Source organism: Acinetobacter sp. YH12043, from assembly GCF_013419915.1.
Taxonomy (GTDB): Bacteria; Pseudomonadota; Gammaproteobacteria; order Pseudomonadales; family Moraxellaceae; genus Acinetobacter.
On record NZ_VOZD01000039.1, the window covers coordinates 1 to 19,810 of the forward strand.

Annotated in this window: 21 protein-coding genes, 1 tRNA gene and 1 pseudogene; 11 read left to right on the forward strand and 12 right to left on the reverse strand. The window is 39.9% G+C overall.

Features of this window, described 5'->3' with window-relative positions; all coding sequences use genetic code 11:
* Both FTU01_RS14520 and FTU01_RS14525 read left to right on the forward strand, forming a co-directional pair.
* A pseudogene (locus FTU01_RS14520) lies at positions 1 to 91 on the forward strand (IS5/IS1182 family transposase); the annotation flags it as partial.
* A 398-nt stretch (positions 92 to 489) separates the two neighbouring features.
* A complete protein-coding gene (locus FTU01_RS14525) occupies positions 490 to 1,827 on the forward strand; it encodes an MATE family efflux transporter (protein WP_180139774.1) in 1,338 nt (445 codons plus the stop codon).
* A 44-nt stretch (positions 1,828 to 1,871) separates the two neighbouring features.
* On the opposite strand, the gene FTU01_RS14530 is transcribed toward FTU01_RS14525, so the two are convergent.
* Positions 1,872 to 3,107, reverse strand: coding sequence for a pyridoxal phosphate-dependent aminotransferase (locus FTU01_RS14530; RefSeq protein ID WP_005236666.1), 1,236 nt, complete (start codon positions 3,105 to 3,107; stop codon positions 1,872 to 1,874).
* Positions 3,108 to 3,360: 253 nt separating this feature from the next.
* On the reverse strand, positions 3,361 to 4,188 hold the full coding sequence (map, locus tag FTU01_RS14535) for a type I methionyl aminopeptidase (protein WP_004784494.1): 828 nt from the start codon (positions 4,186 to 4,188) through the stop codon (positions 3,361 to 3,363).
* Between the two features lie 207 nt (positions 4,189 to 4,395).
* Here map and rpsB point away from each other — a divergent pair, with 207 nt between their 5' ends.
* The 3 genes from rpsB to FTU01_RS14550 all read left to right on the forward strand — a co-directional run bounded on the left by rpsB (position 4,396) and on the right by FTU01_RS14550 (position 6,741).
* On the forward strand, positions 4,396 to 5,142 hold the full coding sequence (gene rpsB, locus FTU01_RS14540; protein ID WP_004784492.1) for a 30S ribosomal protein S2: 747 nt from the start codon (positions 4,396 to 4,398) through the stop codon (positions 5,140 to 5,142).
* A gap of 141 nt (positions 5,143 to 5,283) precedes the next feature.
* Positions 5,284 to 6,159: a translation elongation factor Ts gene (gene tsf, locus FTU01_RS14545; protein WP_180139777.1), complete on the forward strand. Its 876-nt coding sequence runs from the start codon at positions 5,284 to 5,286 to the stop codon at positions 6,157 to 6,159.
* A gap of 75 nt (positions 6,160 to 6,234) precedes the next feature.
* A complete protein-coding gene (locus FTU01_RS14550; protein WP_180139780.1) occupies positions 6,235 to 6,741 on the forward strand; it encodes a DUF3465 domain-containing protein in 507 nt (168 codons plus the stop codon).
* Between the two features lie 45 nt (positions 6,742 to 6,786).
* On the opposite strand, the gene FTU01_RS14555 is transcribed toward FTU01_RS14550, so the two are convergent.
* The 7 genes from FTU01_RS14555 to FTU01_RS14585 form a co-directional block, all read right to left on the reverse strand.
* Positions 6,787 to 7,242: a DUF962 domain-containing protein gene (locus FTU01_RS14555; RefSeq protein WP_180139783.1), complete on the reverse strand. Its 456-nt coding sequence runs from the start codon at positions 7,240 to 7,242 to the stop codon at positions 6,787 to 6,789.
* Positions 7,243 to 7,471: 229 nt separating this feature from the next.
* Complete coding sequence (locus tag FTU01_RS14560; protein ID WP_004784482.1) at positions 7,472 to 8,086, reverse strand: septal ring lytic transglycosylase RlpA family protein; 615 nt, start codon at positions 8,084 to 8,086, stop codon at positions 7,472 to 7,474.
* Positions 8,087 to 8,375: 289 nt separating this feature from the next.
* On the reverse strand, positions 8,376 to 9,377 hold the full coding sequence (gene mltB / locus FTU01_RS14565) for a lytic murein transglycosylase B (protein ID WP_159124080.1): 1,002 nt from the start codon (positions 9,375 to 9,377) through the stop codon (positions 8,376 to 8,378).
* Between the two features lie 289 nt (positions 9,378 to 9,666).
* Positions 9,667 to 10,320 carry a hypothetical protein gene (locus FTU01_RS14570; protein ID WP_180139786.1) on the reverse strand — a complete coding sequence of 218 codons (654 nt, stop codon included), beginning with the start codon at positions 10,318 to 10,320 and terminating at the stop codon, positions 9,667 to 9,669.
* 19 nt (positions 10,321 to 10,339) lie between these two features.
* On the reverse strand, positions 10,340 to 11,155 hold the full coding sequence (gene queF, locus FTU01_RS14575) for an NADPH-dependent 7-cyano-7-deazaguanine reductase QueF (protein ID WP_180139789.1): 816 nt from the start codon (positions 11,153 to 11,155) through the stop codon (positions 10,340 to 10,342).
* A complete protein-coding gene (locus tag FTU01_RS14580) occupies positions 11,155 to 11,928 on the reverse strand; it encodes an ABC transporter permease (protein ID WP_180139792.1) in 774 nt (257 codons plus the stop codon). The genes queF and FTU01_RS14580 overlap by 1 nt, the downstream gene beginning before the upstream one ends.
* The gene (locus FTU01_RS14585; RefSeq protein WP_180002841.1) at positions 11,925 to 12,860 is read right to left on the reverse strand and encodes an ABC transporter ATP-binding protein; all 936 of its coding nucleotides are present in this window, start codon (positions 12,858 to 12,860) and stop codon (positions 11,925 to 11,927) included. Before FTU01_RS14585 ends, FTU01_RS14580 begins: the two co-directional genes overlap by 4 nt.
* Before the next feature lie 189 nt (positions 12,861 to 13,049).
* Between FTU01_RS14585 and FTU01_RS14590 the strand changes: the two genes are divergently transcribed.
* Positions 13,050 to 13,125 (forward strand) — tRNA-Arg (locus FTU01_RS14590).
* Between the two features lie 60 nt (positions 13,126 to 13,185).
* Here FTU01_RS14590 and FTU01_RS14595 read toward each other — a convergent pair.
* A complete protein-coding gene (locus tag FTU01_RS14595) occupies positions 13,186 to 13,359 on the reverse strand; it encodes a hypothetical protein (protein ID WP_180130263.1) in 174 nt (57 codons plus the stop codon).
* Between the two features lie 197 nt (positions 13,360 to 13,556).
* On the opposite strand from FTU01_RS14595, the gene FTU01_RS14600 reads away from it, so the two are divergent.
* Positions 13,557 to 14,210, forward strand: coding sequence for an outer membrane beta-barrel protein (locus FTU01_RS14600; protein WP_180139795.1), 654 nt, complete (start codon positions 13,557 to 13,559; stop codon positions 14,208 to 14,210).
* 621 nt (positions 14,211 to 14,831) lie between these two features.
* On the forward strand, positions 14,832 to 15,056 hold the full coding sequence (locus FTU01_RS14605; protein ID WP_180130265.1) for a hypothetical protein: 225 nt from the start codon (positions 14,832 to 14,834) through the stop codon (positions 15,054 to 15,056).
* A gap of 263 nt (positions 15,057 to 15,319) precedes the next feature.
* Here FTU01_RS14605 and FTU01_RS14610 read toward each other — a convergent pair whose 3' ends face one another.
* The gene (locus FTU01_RS14610; RefSeq protein ID WP_373684928.1) at positions 15,320 to 15,616 is read right to left on the reverse strand and encodes a hypothetical protein; all 297 of its coding nucleotides are present in this window, start codon (positions 15,614 to 15,616) and stop codon (positions 15,320 to 15,322) included.
* Between FTU01_RS14610 and FTU01_RS15680 the strand changes: the two genes are divergently transcribed.
* Positions 15,560 to 15,688 (forward strand): hypothetical protein, encoded by a 129-nt coding sequence (locus FTU01_RS15680; RefSeq protein ID WP_354667255.1) that lies wholly within the window; start codon positions 15,560 to 15,562, stop codon positions 15,686 to 15,688. The genes FTU01_RS14610 and FTU01_RS15680 overlap by 57 nt on opposite strands.
* 278 nt (positions 15,689 to 15,966) lie before the next feature.
* Here the strand turns inward: FTU01_RS15680 and FTU01_RS14615 are convergent, their stop codons facing one another.
* Positions 15,967 to 16,665 carry a putative quorum-sensing-regulated virulence factor gene (locus FTU01_RS14615; protein WP_180139798.1) on the reverse strand — a complete coding sequence of 233 codons (699 nt, stop codon included), beginning with the start codon at positions 16,663 to 16,665 and terminating at the stop codon, positions 15,967 to 15,969.
* Positions 16,666 to 17,017: 352 nt separating this feature from the next.
* On the opposite strand from FTU01_RS14615, the gene FTU01_RS14620 reads away from it, so the two are divergent.
* Positions 17,018 to 18,247: a S9 family peptidase gene (locus FTU01_RS14620; protein WP_180139801.1), complete on the forward strand. Its 1,230-nt coding sequence runs from the start codon at positions 17,018 to 17,020 to the stop codon at positions 18,245 to 18,247.
* Between the two features lie 154 nt (positions 18,248 to 18,401).
* Positions 18,402 to 19,655 carry a serine hydroxymethyltransferase gene (glyA, locus tag FTU01_RS14625; protein ID WP_004784306.1) on the forward strand — a complete coding sequence of 418 codons (1,254 nt, stop codon included), beginning with the start codon at positions 18,402 to 18,404 and terminating at the stop codon, positions 19,653 to 19,655.
* Positions 19,656 to 19,810: the final 155 nt, after the last annotated feature.

Below are 19,810 nucleotides of genomic sequence, written 5' to 3' on the forward strand. Positions count from 1 at the left end.
TAGAGGAATAGCTACTCGATATGACAAGCTCAAAAGAAATTATCAAAGTTCTGTTGCCTTAGCCTGTATATTTTTATGGCTACCGTTATAGGGTTAATTATGAACAGTAAGTGTCAACAGACCCTATCTGATGAAAATAATCTTTTTAAAACTAAGAACACTATATAAGTGCATATATATCATTAAATAAAAATACTGATTAGCAGGTTCGTATTTCAAATAGCATCCTGCTTTTCATGTCATGATCATTCTTTCTTTTGATTAAATTGTTAAATTGGAACGAAAAAAACTCATAGTTTCTGAGCTCAATAAATTATTATTTTCTATAAGCGAACTAAAGATAGAAACTAAACTTTTCTATAAAAATCAATAAATATAAAGATTTATGGCACAAGGATTGTATGTGATTTCCACTGTATATCTCAGTTTTAAATAATTCAGTTTAAAAATAAAACCCGAGAAAAGAATTAAGAATAGAGTGATTTTGCAATGAAACAGTTTTTGCATCTTTGGGTACCGATTTTTTTGAGTAATAGTATCATAATGTTGGTCGGAATATTTGACATGATTTTCCTGTCTCATTACTCACCGCAACATGTGGCTGCTATGGCTGTGTGTTTATCTATTTATTCTTTATTATTTGTTTCGGGGACGGGGATTTTGCAGGGTATGATGCAGGAACTTGCTGAAGCATATGGGCGACGTGCTTTTGATAATATTCAAAAAATTCTGAAACAGAGCATCCTTATTGTCATCGTCCTGTCTGTATTTGCAGGATGGCTATTAACTCATGCAGATCCTTTGCTACATCTGTTAAAAGCAGATAGTGCATTACAGGCTTTGATTCAACCTTGTTTATGGTTACTGGCTTGGACGCTTCCAGCACATTTGTTAGTACGTATTTTATATATTTTAACGCAAGCCTGTGGTGAGGCGAAGCGTGTGTTCTATGCCAATATTTTTTATCTGATATTCAAAGTGAGTTTGGCCTATTGCCTGATTTTTGGGATTCAGGGTTATGTACCCGCCTATGGGGTCAAGGGAGCTTTCATTGCTCATCTGACTGTTCAATGGGCACTATTAGTGGTGTATTACCTGATATTTCTAGAAAAGCAGTTGCGTGTGCACTGGTCCGGACAATTCTTCTATTTTAAGACTCTGCTAAAAATTTTAAGAATCGGCTTACCCTCAGCAATTGTCGTATTTATTGATGTCTTTACAATTAGTGCGATTGCATTATTGATCTTGCCTTTGGGGGAGATAATGGTGAATGCGCATCAAGTAGCGATGGGTTTGGCTGGCCTGCTGTTTATGGTGCCATTTTCGATGAGCTCTGCTTTTAGCATTCTGGTCTCTACCAGGATTGGTGCAAATCAAGTGCAATCTGCCTGGGATTTAACTTTTAAAGCGTTACGTGTGGTGGTCGCAAGCGCAGTTGTTTTGGCGATCTTGATCGCAATTTTTCAAAAACCGATTGTGGCGCTATTTAGTGATCATACGGATGTGCTTAGGGTGAGTCTGGCATTGATGTTCTTATTGTGCTGGATGCATATTTTTGATGCGATTCTGGTGATTAGCGTTAATATGCTGCGCTGCTGGAAAGTGGTGGTCTTGCCCATGTTTATTTTTAGTGGAGTACTGCTATTAGGTGGATTGGGCGGAGGCTGGTATTTGGCTTATCATCCAGTATCGCTCTTCAATCTCAATCTGAATGTCTCGGGAATAAGTGGTTTCTGGTGGATGCTGACTATTTCCTATACCTTTGCCGCATTGATGTGCTTGCTTTGCTTGGGACTTAAATACCGTAAGCATCTACAAACTGCATAAAAAAACCCGCGATGATCGCGGGTTTTTTTATCTAATCAATTAGATTATTTCGCAGCTTTTTCAGCTTCGATAGAAGCAATCGCTTCATCAACGCCTTCGATAGAATCAGCAGCTTTTTTGATACGTGCAAGTGCATCAACTAATACTTCGTCAGCAGTTGCGTAAGAGATACGCATGAAACCACCTAGACCGAATGCATCGCCAGGAACGACTGCAACGCCAGTTTCTTCTAGTAACCAAGCAGAGAATTCTGTACAAGAGTTCAGACCTTTCGCACGAATCAATGGTTTGATGTTTGCGTATGCATAGAATGCACCATCAGCAGGTAGACAAGAAATACCTTTAATGTCATTCAAGCCATTCACAACTAGGTCATGACGACGTTTAAACGCTTCAACCATTGGTACAAGAACGTCTTGAGGACCATTCAATGCAGCTTCTGCAGCAACTTGTGAAATAGAAGTTGGGTTAGAAGTTGATTGAGACTGGATTTTTTTCATCGCACCGATCAGTTTAGCAGGGCCCGCTGCATAGCCGATACGCCAGCCTGTCATTGCATATGCTTTAGACACACCGTTTAATACGATAGTGCGGTCGTAAAGGTCTGGGGCAACAGTTGCGATGTTGTAGAATTCATCTTCCCAGCGGATTGGTTCGTACATGTCATCAGATGCGATGAATACTTCTGGGTATTTACGCAGTACTGCAGCTAAAGCTTCTAATTCAGCTTTAGTGTAGATCATGCCAGTCGGGTTAGAAGGGCTGTTTAATACCACTAGACGAGTTTTGTCAGTGATCGCAGCTTCTAATTGCTCAGGAGTAATTTTAAAACGTTGTTCTTCACCACATTTCACGATTACTGGTGTACCTTCAGCAATGATCACCATATCTGGATAGCTTACCCAGAATGGAGCAGGGATGATCACTTCATCACCTTTGTTTAACAAAGCAAGTGCCAAGTTAAAGAAAGACTGTTTACCACCACAAGAAACCAGGATTTGGTTTGCTTGATAGTCAAGGTTATTGTCACGTTTTAATTTAGCAATAATTGCTTTTTTAAGACCTGGCGTACCATCAACAGCGGTGTATTTGGTGAAACCGTTGTTAATTGCTGCAATTGCTGCATCTTTGATGTGTTGAGGGGTATCAAAATCTGGCTCACCTGCGCCCAAACCAATAACGTTGTGACCAGCAGCTTTCAGTTCAGCAGCCTTATTTGTCACAGCAAGCGTAGGGGACGGTTTGATGGCATTCACACGATCAGAGAGACGTACGTCCACGGCAGTATTCCTTCTTATAGGGATTAAAAAATAAAAAGCACATTATCTTAGCCTAAAATGGTGCACATTGGGCAAAAGAATTTGGAAAAATATACGAAAAAAATGCTGAATCAGTGCAACCTTATCTTGAACATCGATAGGTAGTTTAGATAGACATGAACTAAGAATATGCTTTGAGGATGAGAATAATAGGGGAAATATAAACTAAAAATGGCCACTTTAAAGTGGCCATTTATGTGAGAAAGTGTTGTTGTTATGCACTAAAACGTGACAAATCTTCTTCAGGACGGGCAGTCAGCACTTCAATGCCATTTTTTGTTACCAAAAGAGTGTGCTCATATTGAGCCGATAATTTATGGTCTTTAGTGACCACAGTCCATTTATCACCCAGCAGTTTGGTTTGCCAAACACCGGCATTCACCATTGGTTCAATCGTAAAAGTCATACCTTCTTCAAGAACCATACCAGTATCTGGTTGACCATAGTGCAGAACTTGTGGTTCATCATGGAAAGTCGTACCGATGCCATGGCCACAGTATTCACGGACAACGCTAAAGCGTTCAGATTCAACATATTTTTGAATCGCATGACCAATGTCACCAATAGTAGCACCTGGTTTCACCACAGCCATACCACGATACATGGCTTCTTGAGCGACTTTGCACAGACGGTTTGCCAGGATTGAAGTTTCACCACCCACGATGTACATCATATTGGTATCCCCATGGAAACCATCTTTGATGACAGTGACGTCAATGTTTAAAATATCGCCTTTTTTCAGGATCTTGTTTTCAGATGGGATCCCGTGACAGACCACATGGTTTACAGATGTACAGATTGTATGCTGGAAAGCAGGGCGGCCAGGCGCTGCACCATAACCTAAACATGCAGGAATGGCATTCTGCACATTTACAATATAGTCATGACAAATCGTATCCAATTCCAGTGTCGTTACGCCGGGTTTGATATGCGGTTTGATCATATCCAACACTTCTGCAGCCAGTCGTCCAGCGATACGCATCTTTTCGATATCTTCAGCGGATTTGATTAAACGACGGGGAGCTTGATAAGTAGTGTTCATGATCTCTAAAAACTTTTGGAAATTTGTATGTGACTATGGTATAAATAGCCGCCCATTTTATCAAATGCTTTTTCGTGAATATATTTGCGAGGCTGATTGAATGGTGTATTAAAAATCCGCACATATATCGTCACATTACTCTGGGTGCCCGCAAGGGTGGAGAATGCGGATATATGGAGGCCTAACCCAAACTTTAAGGTAAAGAAAATGGCAGATTACAACGTAAGCATGCGCGACCTTCTACAAGCTGGCGCGCACTTTGGTCACCAAACTCGTTTCTGGAACCCAAAAATGCGTCAATACATCTTTGGCGCGCGTAACAAAATTCACATCATCAACCTTGAGCACACTGTTCCTGCGTTAAATGATGCTTTGAACTTCGCTAATCAATTGGCTAGCAAAAAGAACAAAGTTTTGTTCGTTGGTACTAAACGTGCTGCTTCTGCAATCATCCGTGAACAAGCTCAACGCGCTGGTCAACCATACGTAGATCACCGTTGGTTAGGTGGTATGTTGACGAACTGGAAAACTCTTCGCCAATCTATCAACCGTTTAAAAGACCTTCAAACTCAATCTCAAGACGGTACTTTCGCTAAACTTACTAAACGTGAAGCTTTAGAACGTAGCCGTGAGATGGAAAAACTTGAACGTGCTTTAGGCGGCGTTAAAAACATGGGTGGTTTACCTGACGCATTATTCGTAATCGACGTTGATCACGAAGCGATTGCAATTAAAGAAGCTAAAAACCTTGGTATTCCTGTAATCGGTATCGTTGATACTAACTCTAACCCAGACAACGTAGACTACGTTATTCCGGGTAACGACGATGCGATCCGTGCAGTAACACTTTATGCTTCTGCTATGGCTGATGCGATTCTTGCTGGTAAAGAATATGCTCAATCACAAGCAAATGCACAAGCTAAAGCAGAAGAAGCTCCTGCTTCTGAGGCTTAATGCGTTAGACGCTAGCTTGTCATTTTTGCGACACGTGATGGTGGCAAAGTAAGCGTTATGTATGCAGGCGGCCCATGAGAATCCTCTGGGCCGTTTCTGTTCTAAAAAGAATTCATTTTCTACCGAATTTAGGAGATAAACATGACTGCAGTTACAGCAAGCATGGTTAAAGAACTGCGTGATCGTACTGGTCTAGCAATGATGGAATGTAAAAAAGCTTTGACAGAAGCTGGTGGTGACATCGAATTAGCGATCGACAACCTTCGTAAATCTGGTCAAGCAAAAGCAGCTAAAAAAGCTGGTAACATTGCTGCTGACGGCGCGATCACAATTGCTCAAGAAGGCAACAAAGCAATCCTTCTAGAAGTAAACTGCCAAACTGACTTCGTTGCTAAAGACGAAAACTTTGCTGGTTTCTCTGCGAAAGTTGCTGCTGCTGCACTTGCTGCAAACGAAACTGACGCTGCTAAAATCGCTGAACTTAAACTTGAAGATGGCGCTACTGTAGAAGAAGCTCGTATTGCGCTAGTTCAAAAAATCGGTGAAAACATTCAAGTACGTCGTGCGAAAATTGTTGAAGGTGCAAACCTTGCTGTTTACAAACACGGTCTTCGTATCGGTGTTGTTGTATCTTACTCAGGTGATGCTGAAACTGGTAAAGGCTTGGCAATGCACATTGCTGCATTCAACCCGGTTGCTGTAAATGCTGAACAAGTTCCTGCTGACCTTATCGCGAAAGAAAAAGAAATCGCTGAAGCAAAAGCACTTGAATCTGGCAAACCAGCAAACATCGTTGAGAAAATGGTTGTAGGTTCTGTTGAGAAATACCTGAACGAAGTTGTTCTTGAGCGTCAACAATACGTAATCGACAACGACAAGAAAGTTGCTGAAGTTCTTAAAGCGACTGGTACTACTGTTGCTAACTTCGTTCGTTTCGAAGTGGGTGAAGGTATCGAGAAAAAAGCTGAGCTTTCTTTCGCTGAAGAAGTTGCTGCTGCTCAGGCTGCTGCAAAATAATTCGGTAACGAATTAGAAAAAAGCCCCGAATGGGGCTTTTTTTATGACTAAATAAAGAATGATCAAGGAGGAATTATGGCAAATAAAACCGATATGGGGATCGGGGCTGTCATTGCACTTTTGGTGGCTGCTTATTTAGGTCTGGATTTAGCAGAATCTAAACAACAGGCCAATACTTTTGTACCCTCAGCAGAAGTTGCGATTCAAGAGCAGACTAATGTTCAAAAAAGTACGCATAAGGTTTCTGATGATACCCAGCGCATAAAGCAAGCTTACCAGCAAAGACAAAGTGATCTTCAGGTTCAGGCGAGTGGTAAGGTGGTAGCGTTATTAAAAGATGATAATGAAGGTTCCCGTCATCAGAAATTTATTCTGGAGTTATCCACTGGTCAAACTGTATTGGTTGCGCACAATATTGATCTGGCACCACGCATCCAGAATATTCAAAAAGGTGATCAGGTTGAGTTTTTTGGTGAGTATGAATATAGCGAAAAAGGCGGGGTGATTCATTGGACCCATCATGATCCATCCAATAAGCACATCAGTGGTTGGTTAAAACACCAAGGAAAAACCTATCAATAAGAGAATTTTCCTTGGTTTTATAAATGTAATGATATTACATACGCTTTAAGCGCACTGTATTGCCTCAGATTGACGAGATTTCCATTTAGGTAGGACTTTGCCTAAATAGGCATCCATACACCATAACGGGCCAATGAGAAGGAATTGAAGGTCTTTGAAGAAAGAAGGCTTTTTACCTTCGACTTTGTGTCCATAAAATTGCCCAATCCAGGCAAAAACAAACAGGGCCATAAAGAAGCCGATCCCTACAGGCAAGATCCAGATGAACCAAGCCATCATCAGGGTTAGCGCTGCCATTGCTACAGCCAGTACGATGTCTAAACGTGCATAAAACACAAAAGCCAGAACCAGGAGCAGGGCAGTCAGTAAAGCGCTAAAGTGCGCCATGATGCCAATAATGGAAAAATAGATGGTAGGCACGCAGACCCAATGGATCAGTTTGTTGGTTTTATTTTGATGACTTTCACTATATTCATCTAACCATTCGGATATTGTTTTCATTCTATCGCTCCCATCCATGAACGTACTGTTATTTTCAAAATATAAAACAGTTTGAGGGGATGGTCAAAGTGAAATCGATAGTGGGTGAGTAAAGGAGAGGAGGCCTATATCTGAATGGAATAATATCGACAGTATTAAGGATAAAAGTAGTTCGAATTCTTGCTCTACATCACCAAATAAAAAAGCCACATGACTGTGGCTTTTGAGTTAAATGTAGAGCGGTCAAATCTTATGAGTTTGGACCATCTACACGCTCAATATTAACATGTGCAGTACCAGCATTGGTAATACCAAGCTGTTTAGCAGCACCGTAAGATAAATCTAGAACACGATTGCCATGGAATGGACCACGGTCATTCACCTTCACAACCACACTCTTACCATTGTTTTTGTTAGTCACGCGGATAAAGCAGTTTAATGGCAGGCTACGGTGTGCAGCAGTCATTGCATTCATATCGAATGTTTCACCACTGGCAGTTTTACGGCCATGGAACTGACGGCCATACCAAGATGCTGTACCTGTCTGACTGAATTTACGAACTGTGTTTGAAGCAACATTGTTCAGTTTCTCAATCACTGAAGGCTCTTCTGCAGGAATTGCAATTTTTGCTGCAATGGTTTGACGACGAACTTTATCGCCAGAACGCTCAGTGATTGAAAGGCTGTTCAAATTTGTGAAATTTGAATTGAAGCTTTGAGCTTCTTTGTTTAATACACGCGCTGCAAGACGCGAATTGTCATGATCATTATTGAATGATGATGACTGGACCATATCTGCTTGCGATTGCGTTAGGGTAACGGTCGCGGCAATGGCCATAAAATACTTCAGAAAAGAAGAATGCATTGAATCAACTCCTAACAGCATGTTTCATTAGATTGGGCCTAAGTAGCTGATAACCCTATAAACATGCCTGATATTTAACTTATGCAACTACATTTAACGAATTGGATAATATTCATGCTGGCAACTGGCTGTCTAGTATTTAATTAAAATAGTTAAAAAAAGTACGCAAAATAAACAATGAGTGATTAAAAAATAATCAATAATGTAACAAGGCGTAAAAAATGCCTAAAATTTAGGCATTTTGTTTAATAAAAATCTTGACTTTAATAGTATGTAGTAATTTTTACTGTTATCGGCTCGTAATTTCTGTACCTAAAAGCCACAATGCAGTGGCATACATACGACTACGATTGTACGTGGTAATCACTTGAAAATTCGGATAAGTAATATAGTAAATCGGTCCGTAATTTTCTTGTAATTGAATGACATTGACCATATCAAGATCATCAATACGAACAATCGGATTCATCGGACTGATTCCTTGGGTTTTGATTACTCCATAAGGTGTTGGCTGAGTCAGATCTTTGGCGATGACAGAATCAGGATTCGAACCGCTATAACGGGCAGGGAAGGCAATTGGCTGATCACGTTGCCAGCCATTTTGAGCCAGATAGTTTGCAATTGAACCAATCGCATCTACCGCAGAATTGCGCAGATCGATATGGCCATTGCCATCATAGTCGACCCCATACTTTGGAATATTACTTGGCATAAACTGCGGATAGCCCACAGCACCTGCATAAGAACCCACGATCGAGGATGCTGACACACCATCTTTATATGACCATGCGATCAATGCCGCCAGTTCATCCTGGAAGTATTGCGCACGACGTTCATAACCAAAGCCAAGAGTTGCCAGTGCATCACGGGTCACAAATGAACCCTTGTTGCTGCCAAAACCGGTCTCTACCCCCAAAATACCCAAAATGATCGATTGTGGTACACCAAACTGCTGCTCAGCGCGATTTAGTGTTGCAGCATATTGCTGCTTGAAACGTACACCACGTTGAATCGTACCTTCAGACAGAAAATTGGTCTTATAGGCATACCAAGGCTTACTTTCACCTGGACGATTCATGATATTGATAATATTTGGAAGATTTTTTGCTCCCGTCATTGCACTATCTACTTGCTGAGCACTTAGACCATAGGTCTGCATAGTGTTCTGCTTGAAACTTGCATAAGAGGGATGATATTGAAAATCGTTGGCCAGGCTTAAACTACTGAGTCCGAATGCACTGACAAGGATCGAAAGCTGCTTCAATTTTTTATAAAAATTCGATTTCAACATCTTGGTATGATTTCCAATTTTTTGATAGGTTTGTGGCTATGTCATTTGAATCGTGCCATGAAAAAGATCAATTCACTTTTCTCAATTTTCTGGCATTAGAGGCAATATTAAAGATAACATTCTGATGAATAGGAGTCATATAAACTCCCTTAAAAACAGGAAAGGGTTGGTTGTTTTTTCAGCATTTTGTATTTTAGTTCACAATAACTGTAACAAGCTATTTCTTAAGCCACAAAAAAGCCTGACCGAAGTCAGGCTTAATCTGCATTATTTGAATAAATATGCGGCTTTATTCAGTAAAGAATAGGGTGTCGTGATATTCTGCCATTGCCTGAAGTTCATACTTATTTAAATTCAGGATGATTTTATCTGCTGCAATATTAATCGCTTTGATTACCGCTGAAGCACCAATATCAGCAGCCTTGCGTTTAATCATGCCTAAATCTAAGGTTTTATTAAAGTCGACCATGAAATGACGTACAGTCGCTTCACCAAACTGTTTGTACAGATTGCTGAGACTCTGCTTATCGACACTTTGGCCAGCTTTTAATTCTGCATAATGGTGTTTTAGATTGGTGACCAGATTGGCATCCAGTGATTCACCAATACGGAAATTTCCTTCCGGATCTTTAAACAGGCTGCGTTCAGAAAAAGCAATCGACTCCTTGACGACTTCATTTGGTGCTTTACTCAGTAACTGTTTCAGTAACACTGCCACAGTAGACTTGATATAGCCTGCCAGTTTTTCTGCCGTATCGCGTTTTTCGCTTGCAGGAAAACGGCGTACCAGTTCCGTGAGAATTGCATCAATAATTTCATCATTAATCATTAATGCAGTTTTATCACGCAGTGGATAAAGCGGTTCACTCGAGTTTTTATTTTTCTGTGCAGTCTGAATTGTATTTAATAGTTCTGCAGAAGGAATAAAACCAAAAAAAGGCATTCTTAAACCTCAATGTTTTTTATTGTCGCGCTAAACGAATAGGGCGAGGCATCCATGTGGAATCCGATACACGACAAGGGTTGATATCCAATCCACCACGGCGTGTATAGGTCGCATATACCATCAGCTTTTCCGGTTTCAGATTTTGCCAGATATCGGCAAACATCTGTTCCACACATTGTTCGTGAAAACCGTTGTGCTGACGATACGAAATAATATAAGCCAAAATACTCTTATAACAAGGTTTTTTGCCCTGATAGCGTATAAATACTGTACCCCAGTCCGGTTGTCCAGTGACTGGGCAGTTACTTCTTAATAAATGTGAATAGAGTTGTACTTCGATATTTTCATCGCTGTACTGATCTAAAGACAATAAAGAAGCATCTGGATGATTTTCCAGGCGTTCCGGAGTCAGGTCATCAATACAGATACCTTCAGGCTTGGAAATTTCAAGTTCATCAACATGGAAAAGATCCAGTGTGATTTCAGCACCGGCAGCTTTTGAGAGGTCTTTTTCTACAGTTGCAATAAAGGCCTCTTTCGAATCAAACTTGGCAAAGTTCAGACTATTGAAATATAGCTTTAAAGACTTTGATTCAATGAGGTTTGGGGAAGATGCTGGCAGGGTAATCCGACCACTAGCTACTTGAGGTACGCCAGCAGAATTTAACCATGAAATTTCAAAAACATGCCACCAGTCTTTGCCTTGCTGAATAGCTTCAACATGGGCATATTTTTCACGGGCAGGCGCACGAGAAATCGGGAACAAAATATCGGGCTGATACTCTGTTGGGTAGTTGATGTCTTTACCAAGGAGAGAATGTTCTACACTCATTATTCACGCATTCCTGAACCACGAGACAATAAATAGTAAGCAATACCGTAAAGCACGGCACACCAGAAAGTAATCACGACCAATGAAATGGAAACATTGACATCGCTATGACCTAAAATGCCGAAACGGAACGCATTGACCATATACACGATCGGGTTAACTAAAGAGAGATTTTGCCAGAACGGACTTAAGGCTGAAATCGCATAAAACACACCGCCTAAATAAGTCAGTGGTGTGAGTACAAAAGTTGGGATGATCGAGATATCATCAAAAGATTTGGCATAGACAGCATTAATAAAGCCGCCTAGAGAGAATAATAGCGAGGTAATGAGTACTGTATATATAGTCACAAACCAGTTAGTAATATAAAGGTCTGCAAAAAACAGGCTCATGGCACTGACAATAATGGCAACAAACAGACCACGAATTACACCACCCAATACATAGCCCCATAAAATGGCATGTAAAGGTACAGGGCTCATAATTAGCTCTTCAATGCTTTTCTGAAATTTTGAGCTAAAGAAGCTGGAAGAAACGTTGGCATAACTATTAGTAATCACCGCCATCATAATCAGACCAGGGACAATAAACTCCATATAACTATAGCTGCCCATTTCCCCAATACGTGAACCGACCAGATTACCGAAGATCACGAAATATAGACTCATGGTAATTGCTGGTGGCAGCAGAGTTTGTGGCCAGATCCGCATAAAACGGCGAACTTCTTTATGAACGATGGTATATAAGGCGACGCCGAGCTGATTTATATTCATTGTACAGCTCCATCCAGATTTTTCTCGACCATTTTCACAAATAGTTCTTCTAAGCGGTTTGACTTGTTACGCATACTGCGTACCTGAATGTTTTGTGATTCCAGTAACTGGAACAGATCATTCATACTGTGTGCTTTATCCAGTGTCACTTCTAGGGTCATTGGATCAACTAAATTAAATTTCACACCAATAATTTCAATATTTAATGGCTCAATAGGCGCAGCCAGATCGAAGATAAAGGATTCTTCATTGAGCTGATTCAGGAAATTTTTCATGGTGGTATCTTCTTTGATCACACCACGGTCGATGATGGCAATACGACGACATAACATCTCTGCTTCTTCCAGATAATGAGTCGTTAAAATAATAGAAGTACCATTACCGTTCATTTCATTAAGAAAATCCCACATGGAACGACGCAATTCGATATCTACACCGGCGGTCGGTTCATCCAGAATCAATAATTTTGGTTCATGCATCATCGCACGGGCAATCATCAAGCGGCGTTTCATCCCCCCTGAAAGCATACGAGCTTGAGTAGAGCGTTTTTCCCAAAGACCCAGTTTATTTAAATATTCTTCAGCACGCGCTTGGGCAATTTTTTTAGGAATACCGTAATAACCGGCTTGAGTGACCAGAATATCAAAGGTTTTTTCAAACTGGGCAAAGTTAAATTCTTGGGGCACCACACCTAGACATTGTTTGGCTTCAGAAGGGTGGGTATCCAGATTGTGGCCAAAAATCTCAACGGTTCCAGAGGTTTTTCTTGTTAATGAACTGATAATACCAATAGTAGTGGACTTGCCCGCACCATTAGGTCCTAACAGGGCATAGAATTCACCTTCAGGTACAGTTAAGTTGATTCCTTTAAGTGCCTGAAAACCATTTCCATAGGTCTTCGACAAATCCCTTAATGTCAGCGCATCAGTCATAGAGATCTCAAATGGTGAAAAGTTGAGATATTGTGAGTGATCTTGCAGAATAAACCAAGTCATTCACATGGAATTCTCTGTTGCTGTTTTGGCACACTGTATAAAGGATAGGCATAAAAATAACGAAGTTATAGATAGTTGCTTTACCTTATGCGTTTTTTTGTTATGATGTGCGCATTCCAAAAAGCTGCGGCCATAGCTCAACTGGATAGAGTACAGGTCTCCGAAGCCTGTGGCGTGGGTTCGAGTCCCGCTGGCCGCACCATCATTTTATAAGTTCACTTTCCTCATTAGAATAAAAAAAATTCCAGATTTATAAAATAAATTATGGATTCTCTTCCTCTTCATCCTGATGTTTTTGACGTATTAGATCTCTTTTCACCTGAGGGTCTTGATCCACGCCTAACTGACCGCGTTGAATCTCTCGATCCTGTTTCTCTTGCGGATCTAATTCCTCTTCTGGGAATTCTTCATTCAACTCTTCATCTGGTTTAACCATCGGGAATTACCTCTTGTTGAGAATATATATGAATAAGTCGCCTTGGTCCTTTAATTCTATAAAAGTGGGTGAATTACATTGTTGTATTTATAGTTTGTTTAATCTCATAAATTGTTGTTCCTATAAATAGATGTACTGAGTAGTTTTTCTATCAAAAAATTAGTATCTTATGCTCACAATAAAAATGAGATATAGATATGAAAAAATTATTATTCATTGGGGTAATGATTGGGGCTTCTTCAGTTGCTGGAGCGAATACACCATTAGCTATTCAATATGGTAATCCTGTTCCAATAGATAAAGCAGTAATTACAACTACACCTTATCATGCTCAAGAAAACCTAATAAGTCAGTACTCTTTGGCTTTTGGCTATGCCGGTTCAAAAATAGGGTCGGACAGTTTTTTGGGTACCGAATCATTCGATGGGCTGTTTATTAAGGGTGAATATCAATCCCATCCGACGGCCAGCTTATGGGCCGAATACAAATTTCAAAGTTCAGATATTGATTACAATCAAGTTGCAGTGGGGATAAAAAATAAATTTCTGGAAAATGATCAGCTTTATTCAGCAGTTTCTATAGGTCTGGGAATGAGCTGGGTAGATGAAAGTGAAACGGATGCAGATCTTGGTCGAATCGATCTTGAATTGGATTATTTTACAATTCCCGTTGCATTGGAAGTCGGTTATAAAGTTGCTCCTGAAGCAGATTTATTTGGATCTTTTGGTTATCAATGGATGTTTAACCGTGACGCCAAGATTTGTATGAATGGCGCATGTGTCTCTGGTAAGAGTGATGATCTGGACTTAAATGGGGTTACTTATCAATTTGGTTTTCGCTATTACTTTTAGTGGCTAATCAATCGCCTTAATAGCGAACTCTTTTACTTAAGACTTGAAATTGTATTTAGATGAAATTATTCATTTTTCACATAAATAAAGAATATTTTTTATTGAAATTTAAATAGATAGGATGTAGAGATAGAAAAGAATAGAATTGTTTGTAGTGCTCTATTGAGCCAGCCAAAATATTTTAATCTGCTTTTGAAAAAGCACAATTTAAATATTGTATAAGTCTTCTTTTAGAAGTGTAAAAGCGTATTGTAGGTAAAAAAAATCCTGCTATATTGAACTCATGGTAGGTTATAAAACGAAACGACGCTACCAATAAGTTGGACGGATCAATGACAGTTAGTTGAGTTCGAACTTCGGTTCAGGCAATAGATCTAGCACTAGCCATCCAACACAGAGCCCGCAGCGATGCGGGCTTTTTAATGCAAAATTTTAAGCGTGAGTTATTAATAATTTTGACTCTTTTATTTGTATGGCACATTCTTCATTAGCGACAATATATAGTCAATAAAAGGTGCTCGCTAAAAAATCTTACATATTCGTTTGAAAGCCTTTCAAATAACTATGTTATAAGAATTCAGACAAGCAAATTTAATAATGCCAATAAAGGGAGGTATGACGATGACAAAAGATTTAATTGAAGTGCAAGTCAAAAACCAGTATGGCAAAATTCTGAATGTAAAAGCATTATTACGTGCTGGCGCTCAGCATAGTGATCCGTCCCAGCGTTTGGAACAGCAAGTCGACTATATTGTCGTGGATGATGAAATTATCCGGCCAACGATTGAACTGTTATTTGCTAGTGAGCAGACCGACTGTATCTATCGTGTTTTAGAACCTAAATAAGGATCCGGGATTCATTATGCTGCTTTGCGACCCTTAAAAAAAGATATAGCTCATCCAATGATGAGCTTGATTTTGATATCTGAGTTCAGCTTCTTTATAAATATTTGATGCAGAATAAAAACTGATAAATTTAATTCAAAGAGATTGGATAAATTCCTATCATTTCTCAGTTTCTTAATTTTTTATGTTATATAGCATCAAGCTATCTACATAGATGATCTAAATGAACTTCTTCAAAAATACGCTCTGAGAAAAGCATTATTTCAGAAATTTTTTAATGTGACATTTACATCATAACGGTCAAACTCATCCAGAATTTGATACAAGGTTTGCTGTCCCAGTTCATCTGCCGGCCTGATATGAACTTCCTGATTGGTTCCGCTGTCAAAACATTCAATTGTTTGAATTAGCCAATGATGTTCGATTGAACTCTTTTGAATTAATACCCGTCGTGGCTGTAATGCGTCACTGATCTGGCGGGGCAGTACATAAGTAATCGCAAGTTGTATAGTGTCCAATTCTTCAGCTGGACTCAAAAAAGTGATTACCCAATTGCCCACTTTACTGAGCTGCATGGGATTATCAAAGGCATCGAATTCGAGATAATATTGCATGGGAAGAAAGAGGATTAATTTATATTATTTCCTATATGCACCTGTTTAGAGGGGGTGTTCTATCACGCTAAAGTATAAGAACAGCTAGATGCAAGAAGTGATTAAATATTAAATTATTAAAAATCAATAAATTAATATTGATTTGTATCTGTTTTTATTCTGAATATCGATTAGTTAAGAGCTTTAAAGACTAAGATAGTCATCTATAAAATACTTTATTTCACTTGCTGAATAAAACAAAACATGATTAGTTAAAAATCCCTCTCAATATTTAGAGAGGGAAGAAAAGATTTCATTTATAGCGTAAGGATCGCGGTATTTTCCAATGCTTTGCGTAGATAAGGATCTAAGTCGTCCTGGCGAAGTAACCACTGAACATAGTCAGCAGGAAGATCGGCAATCGCAGTGCCACGGTGCTTACCAAAATTGATGGTCCGTGGAATACGCGCATCTTCAGATGCCTCATAGAGTTCTTCAATACTGCTGATTTTCAGGTGATGCACAATATGCATCAGGATATTTGCTGTCAAAATGATATCCATATCGGCGCGATGGGCTTTACGGATCATTTCCCGGGCGCGCTCGCTGCCTTTGGTAATCATATAGATTAATGCAGAGATATTATGTGCTTCAGCCTCTGGCCAAACACGGCGGGCGAGGGCAAGGGTACAAATTGCTTTAATATTCGATGAATCGACGCCACATTTTTCTAAGGCACGAATATCATAATCAATATTATGGCCAATGATATAAGTGGTTTCTTGCGGGAGTTCAAAGTTGCTGTAATGCGGTTGTCCTTCCAAATCGGACTGCAGAATATGATGTACGGCCATTGCGGCAAAGGAAATCGGTTCGTCGCATGAATAAAGCTGATCAAACAAGCGACTTTTATCCAGACTGATTTTATGGTCTATGATCTCTACAGGCGCATAGGCAATTTCAATGGGTTGACCATTCAAGGTATGGGTTTCAGTATCGAGAATGATAGCCTGCATGACGAGAATATGCCTGAAAAAAAAGTGGATATCAAAATCTAACATTATTGTTTCGATCCTGACAATTGAAATGCCGGATTTCAACTTTAATTGCAGACTTTTTGACTGATATAGAATATTTGTAATCTACACTTATAAATAAAAGTTTTCAAAGTTTCTGTAAATATTTCCAAAACTTAAATTTATCGTGTTGGAATGGTCATAAATTAAATCGCTATTTATTAGAAAAATAACAAAATAATCTCTTGTATTTAATGAAATAACTTGGGAAATTATTGTCTAGTTTTATCAACTGATAAAGATAAAACTATAAAAATTATGAGAGATAATAATTAAGACAAGGATAAGATCGATGAAACGTCATGTATTGACTGGTTCTCTACTCGCGCTAAGCGTAGCTTTAACTGCCTGTAATGATAGCGATGATGATCGTTATTATGAATCCAAACCCGCTATTCCCGTAAATAATATTGACAATCCAGTCGTAACCACACCTGTAGCCTATACCAAAACAGATCTGACTGCTGTTGCCGATGAGAGCGTGGTCATGACCTATAAGATGTTAGGTATTAATAATAAGGAAACCCAAGCGACGGCACTGCTTTTCACTCCAAAAGGAACGCCTCCTGCAAAAGGTTGGCCGATAGTGGCATGGGCACATGGTACGACGGGTGTGGCCGATCAGTGTGCACCAAGTCGCAATGAAATAAATTCTTATATCAAAAATATGATTGCCGGATTCCTTCAAGCGGGATATGTGGTCGTTGCGCCTGATTATGAAGGTTTGGGTGAGCCGGGTGGAAAAGAACTTCATCCTTTCCTTAACCTTAAGAGTGAAGCTTATTCGATTACCGATGCTGTAGTCGCAACAAAAGACTATTTAGGTTCGGATGCCTCTAATCAGTGGATGGCAGTCGGTCATTCTCAAGGTGGTCAAGCGGCTTTAGGCGCTGCCCAATATGCAGCACGTGCTTCTCAAATGACTTATAAAGGTACGGTAGCTTTAGCTCCTGCTTCTAATTTCAGTCTGATTCTGGCAGGTGGAGAGGCTCAAGCTGGACAAGAACCAGATCTGAATAAAAAGATTCAAACTCTAGCCTCTTTAGATACTTTTACCGCGCTGATCGTCGCGGGATTGCGTAATCCGAATCCAAATCTGCAATATATTCAGGTCTTTAAAACACCAACAGACGAGATTGCCAAGAATGCCGAAACAGATTGTTATGATGTATTAGGCAACAAATTCGGTACGGCAATGGGAGCTTATGCCCAAACCAATGGGAATCTGGAAGAATATCCGCGTACTCAAGCTAATTTTATGAGTATTCCAGTAGTGAAGAATTTCCTGGATAAAGACTCTCAGCCTTTACAGGTTAAAGTGTCTACACCTGTGATTATTTATCAGGGAGAGGCGGATTCTACTGTTCCAAAGGCTGCAACAGATGTTTTAGTGAGCTTAGCGAATCAGAAACAAACCTCGGTACGATATATTACGGACGGTTCATGGGATCATGGTAGCGTCTATGCACTGAATATCGCTAATATTATTTCAGATGTAAAATCTCTAATGCCAATTCAATAACTTATTTTTATCTCTATAGCTCATGTTTTTTTAAGCATGAGCTATTTTTATTGCAAACTGAATAAAGTTCATGATCGAAATTGGCAAAGTTCATGTTACAATACGCGCCAATCTTAGCACGGCTTAAAAGCCCTAATTTAATAGGACCTCGCTAATGTTTGCCAATATCTCTATTGCTGAATTTGATCCAGAAATCGCTCAAGCAATCTCTAACGAAGATGCTCGCCAAGAAGCGCACATCGAGTTGATCGCTTCTGAAAACTATTGCTCACCAGCAGTAATGGAAGCTCAAGGATCAAAACTCACTAACAAATATGCAGAAGGCTACCCAGGCAAACGCTACTATGGCGGTTGTGAATATGTAGATGTCATTGAACAATTGGCAATTGACCGTGCTAAAGAATTATTTGGTGCTGATTATGCTAACGTTCAGCCACATGCTGGTTCTCAAGCAAACTCTGCAGTTTACCTAGCGCTGCTTAACCCAGGCGACACAGTATTGGGTATGAGCTTGGCTCACGGTGGTCACTTGACTCACGGTGCGAAAGTAAGCTTCTCAGGTAAAACTTATAATGCAATTCAATACGGTCTGAATCCAGAAACTGGTGAGATCGATTATGAAGAAGTTGAACGTCTAGCTGTAGAACACAAACCACGTATGATCGTAGCTGGTTTCTCTGCATACAGCCAAATCGTAGATTGGCAACGTTTCCGTGACATCGCGGATAAAGTTGGCGCTTACCTGTTTGTAGATATGGCTCACGTTGCTGGTCTGGTTGCTGCTGGCGTTTACCCAAGCCCAGTTCAAATTGCTGACGTAACAACAACAACTACTCACAAAACTCTTCGTGGTCCTCGTTCAGGTCTGATCCTTGCAAAAGCAAACGAAGAAATCGAGAAAAAACTTCAATCAGCTGTATTCCCGGGTAACCAAGGTGGTCCTCTGGTTCACGCGGTTGCTGCTAAAGCAATCTGCTTCAAAGAAGCAATGGCACCTGAATACAAAGCATACCAACAACAAGTGGTTAAGAATGCTCAAGCAATGGCTGAAGTTCTAATCGAACGCGGTTACGATGTTGTATCTGGCGGCACTAAAAACCACCTGTTCTTGTTGTCTCTGATCAAACAAGACATCACTGGTAAAGATGCTGACGCTTGGTTGGGTGCTGCACACATCACTGTGAACAAAAACTCTGTACCAAATGATCCACGTTCTCCATTCGTGACTTCAGGTATCCGTATCGGTACACCTGCTGTAACGACTCGTGGTTTCGGTGAATCAGAAGTTCGTGAACTTGCTGGTTGGATCGCTGATATCCTTGATGCTAAAGGCGATGAAGCTGTGATCGCTGCTGTTAAAGAAAAAGTTGCTGCTGTTTGTGCTAAATTCCCTGTTTACGCAAAATAAGCCTAACTTGAGAAAAGCCCCCTCAAGGGGTAATGCCAGTCAGTTAAGCAAATTTTAGTAAAATGTAGTAAAAATGAGTGTATGTAAATACGCTCATTTTTTTATGTCTTTATCTGAACATTTAGAATCCACTCTTGAACATTCTCTCCCATCAC

Excerpts from the sequence above, each read along its gene's own strand:
- FTU01_RS14525 (WP_180139774.1), top strand. The coding sequence starts at position 490 with ATGAAACAGTTTTTGCATCTTTGGGTACCGATTTTTTTGAGTAATAGT.
- map (WP_004784494.1), bottom strand. The coding sequence starts at position 4,188 with ATGAACACTACTTATCAAGCTCCCCGTCGTTTAATCAAATCCGCTGAA.
- rpsB (WP_004784492.1), top strand. The coding sequence starts at position 4,396 with ATGGCAGATTACAACGTAAGCATGCGCGACCTTCTACAAGCTGGCGCG.
- tsf (WP_180139777.1), top strand. The coding sequence starts at position 5,284 with ATGACTGCAGTTACAGCAAGCATGGTTAAAGAACTGCGTGATCGTACT.
- FTU01_RS14550 (WP_180139780.1), top strand. The coding sequence starts at position 6,235 with ATGGCAAATAAAACCGATATGGGGATCGGGGCTGTCATTGCACTTTTG.
- FTU01_RS14555 (WP_180139783.1), bottom strand. The coding sequence starts at position 7,242 with ATGAAAACAATATCCGAATGGTTAGATGAATATAGTGAAAGTCATCAA.
- FTU01_RS14560 (WP_004784482.1), bottom strand. The coding sequence starts at position 8,086 with ATGCATTCTTCTTTTCTGAAGTATTTTATGGCCATTGCCGCGACCGTT.
- mltB (WP_159124080.1), bottom strand. The coding sequence starts at position 9,377 with ATGTTGAAATCGAATTTTTATAAAAAATTGAAGCAGCTTTCGATCCTT.
- FTU01_RS14570 (WP_180139786.1), bottom strand. The coding sequence starts at position 10,320 with ATGCCTTTTTTTGGTTTTATTCCTTCTGCAGAACTATTAAATACAATT.
- queF (WP_180139789.1), bottom strand. The coding sequence starts at position 11,155 with ATGAGTGTAGAACATTCTCTCCTTGGTAAAGACATCAACTACCCAACA.
- FTU01_RS14580 (WP_180139792.1), bottom strand. The coding sequence starts at position 11,928 with ATGAATATAAATCAGCTCGGCGTCGCCTTATATACCATCGTTCATAAA.
- FTU01_RS14585 (WP_180002841.1), bottom strand. The coding sequence starts at position 12,860 with ATGACTGATGCGCTGACATTAAGGGATTTGTCGAAGACCTATGGAAAT.
- FTU01_RS14595 (WP_180130263.1), bottom strand. The coding sequence starts at position 13,359 with ATGGTTAAACCAGATGAAGAGTTGAATGAAGAATTCCCAGAAGAGGAA.
- FTU01_RS14600 (WP_180139795.1), top strand. The coding sequence starts at position 13,557 with ATGAAAAAATTATTATTCATTGGGGTAATGATTGGGGCTTCTTCAGTT.
- FTU01_RS14605 (WP_180130265.1), top strand. The coding sequence starts at position 14,832 with ATGACAAAAGATTTAATTGAAGTGCAAGTCAAAAACCAGTATGGCAAA.
- FTU01_RS14615 (WP_180139798.1), bottom strand. The coding sequence starts at position 16,665 with ATGCAGGCTATCATTCTCGATACTGAAACCCATACCTTGAATGGTCAA.
- FTU01_RS14620 (WP_180139801.1), top strand. The coding sequence starts at position 17,018 with ATGAAACGTCATGTATTGACTGGTTCTCTACTCGCGCTAAGCGTAGCT.
- glyA (WP_004784306.1), top strand. The coding sequence starts at position 18,402 with ATGTTTGCCAATATCTCTATTGCTGAATTTGATCCAGAAATCGCTCAA.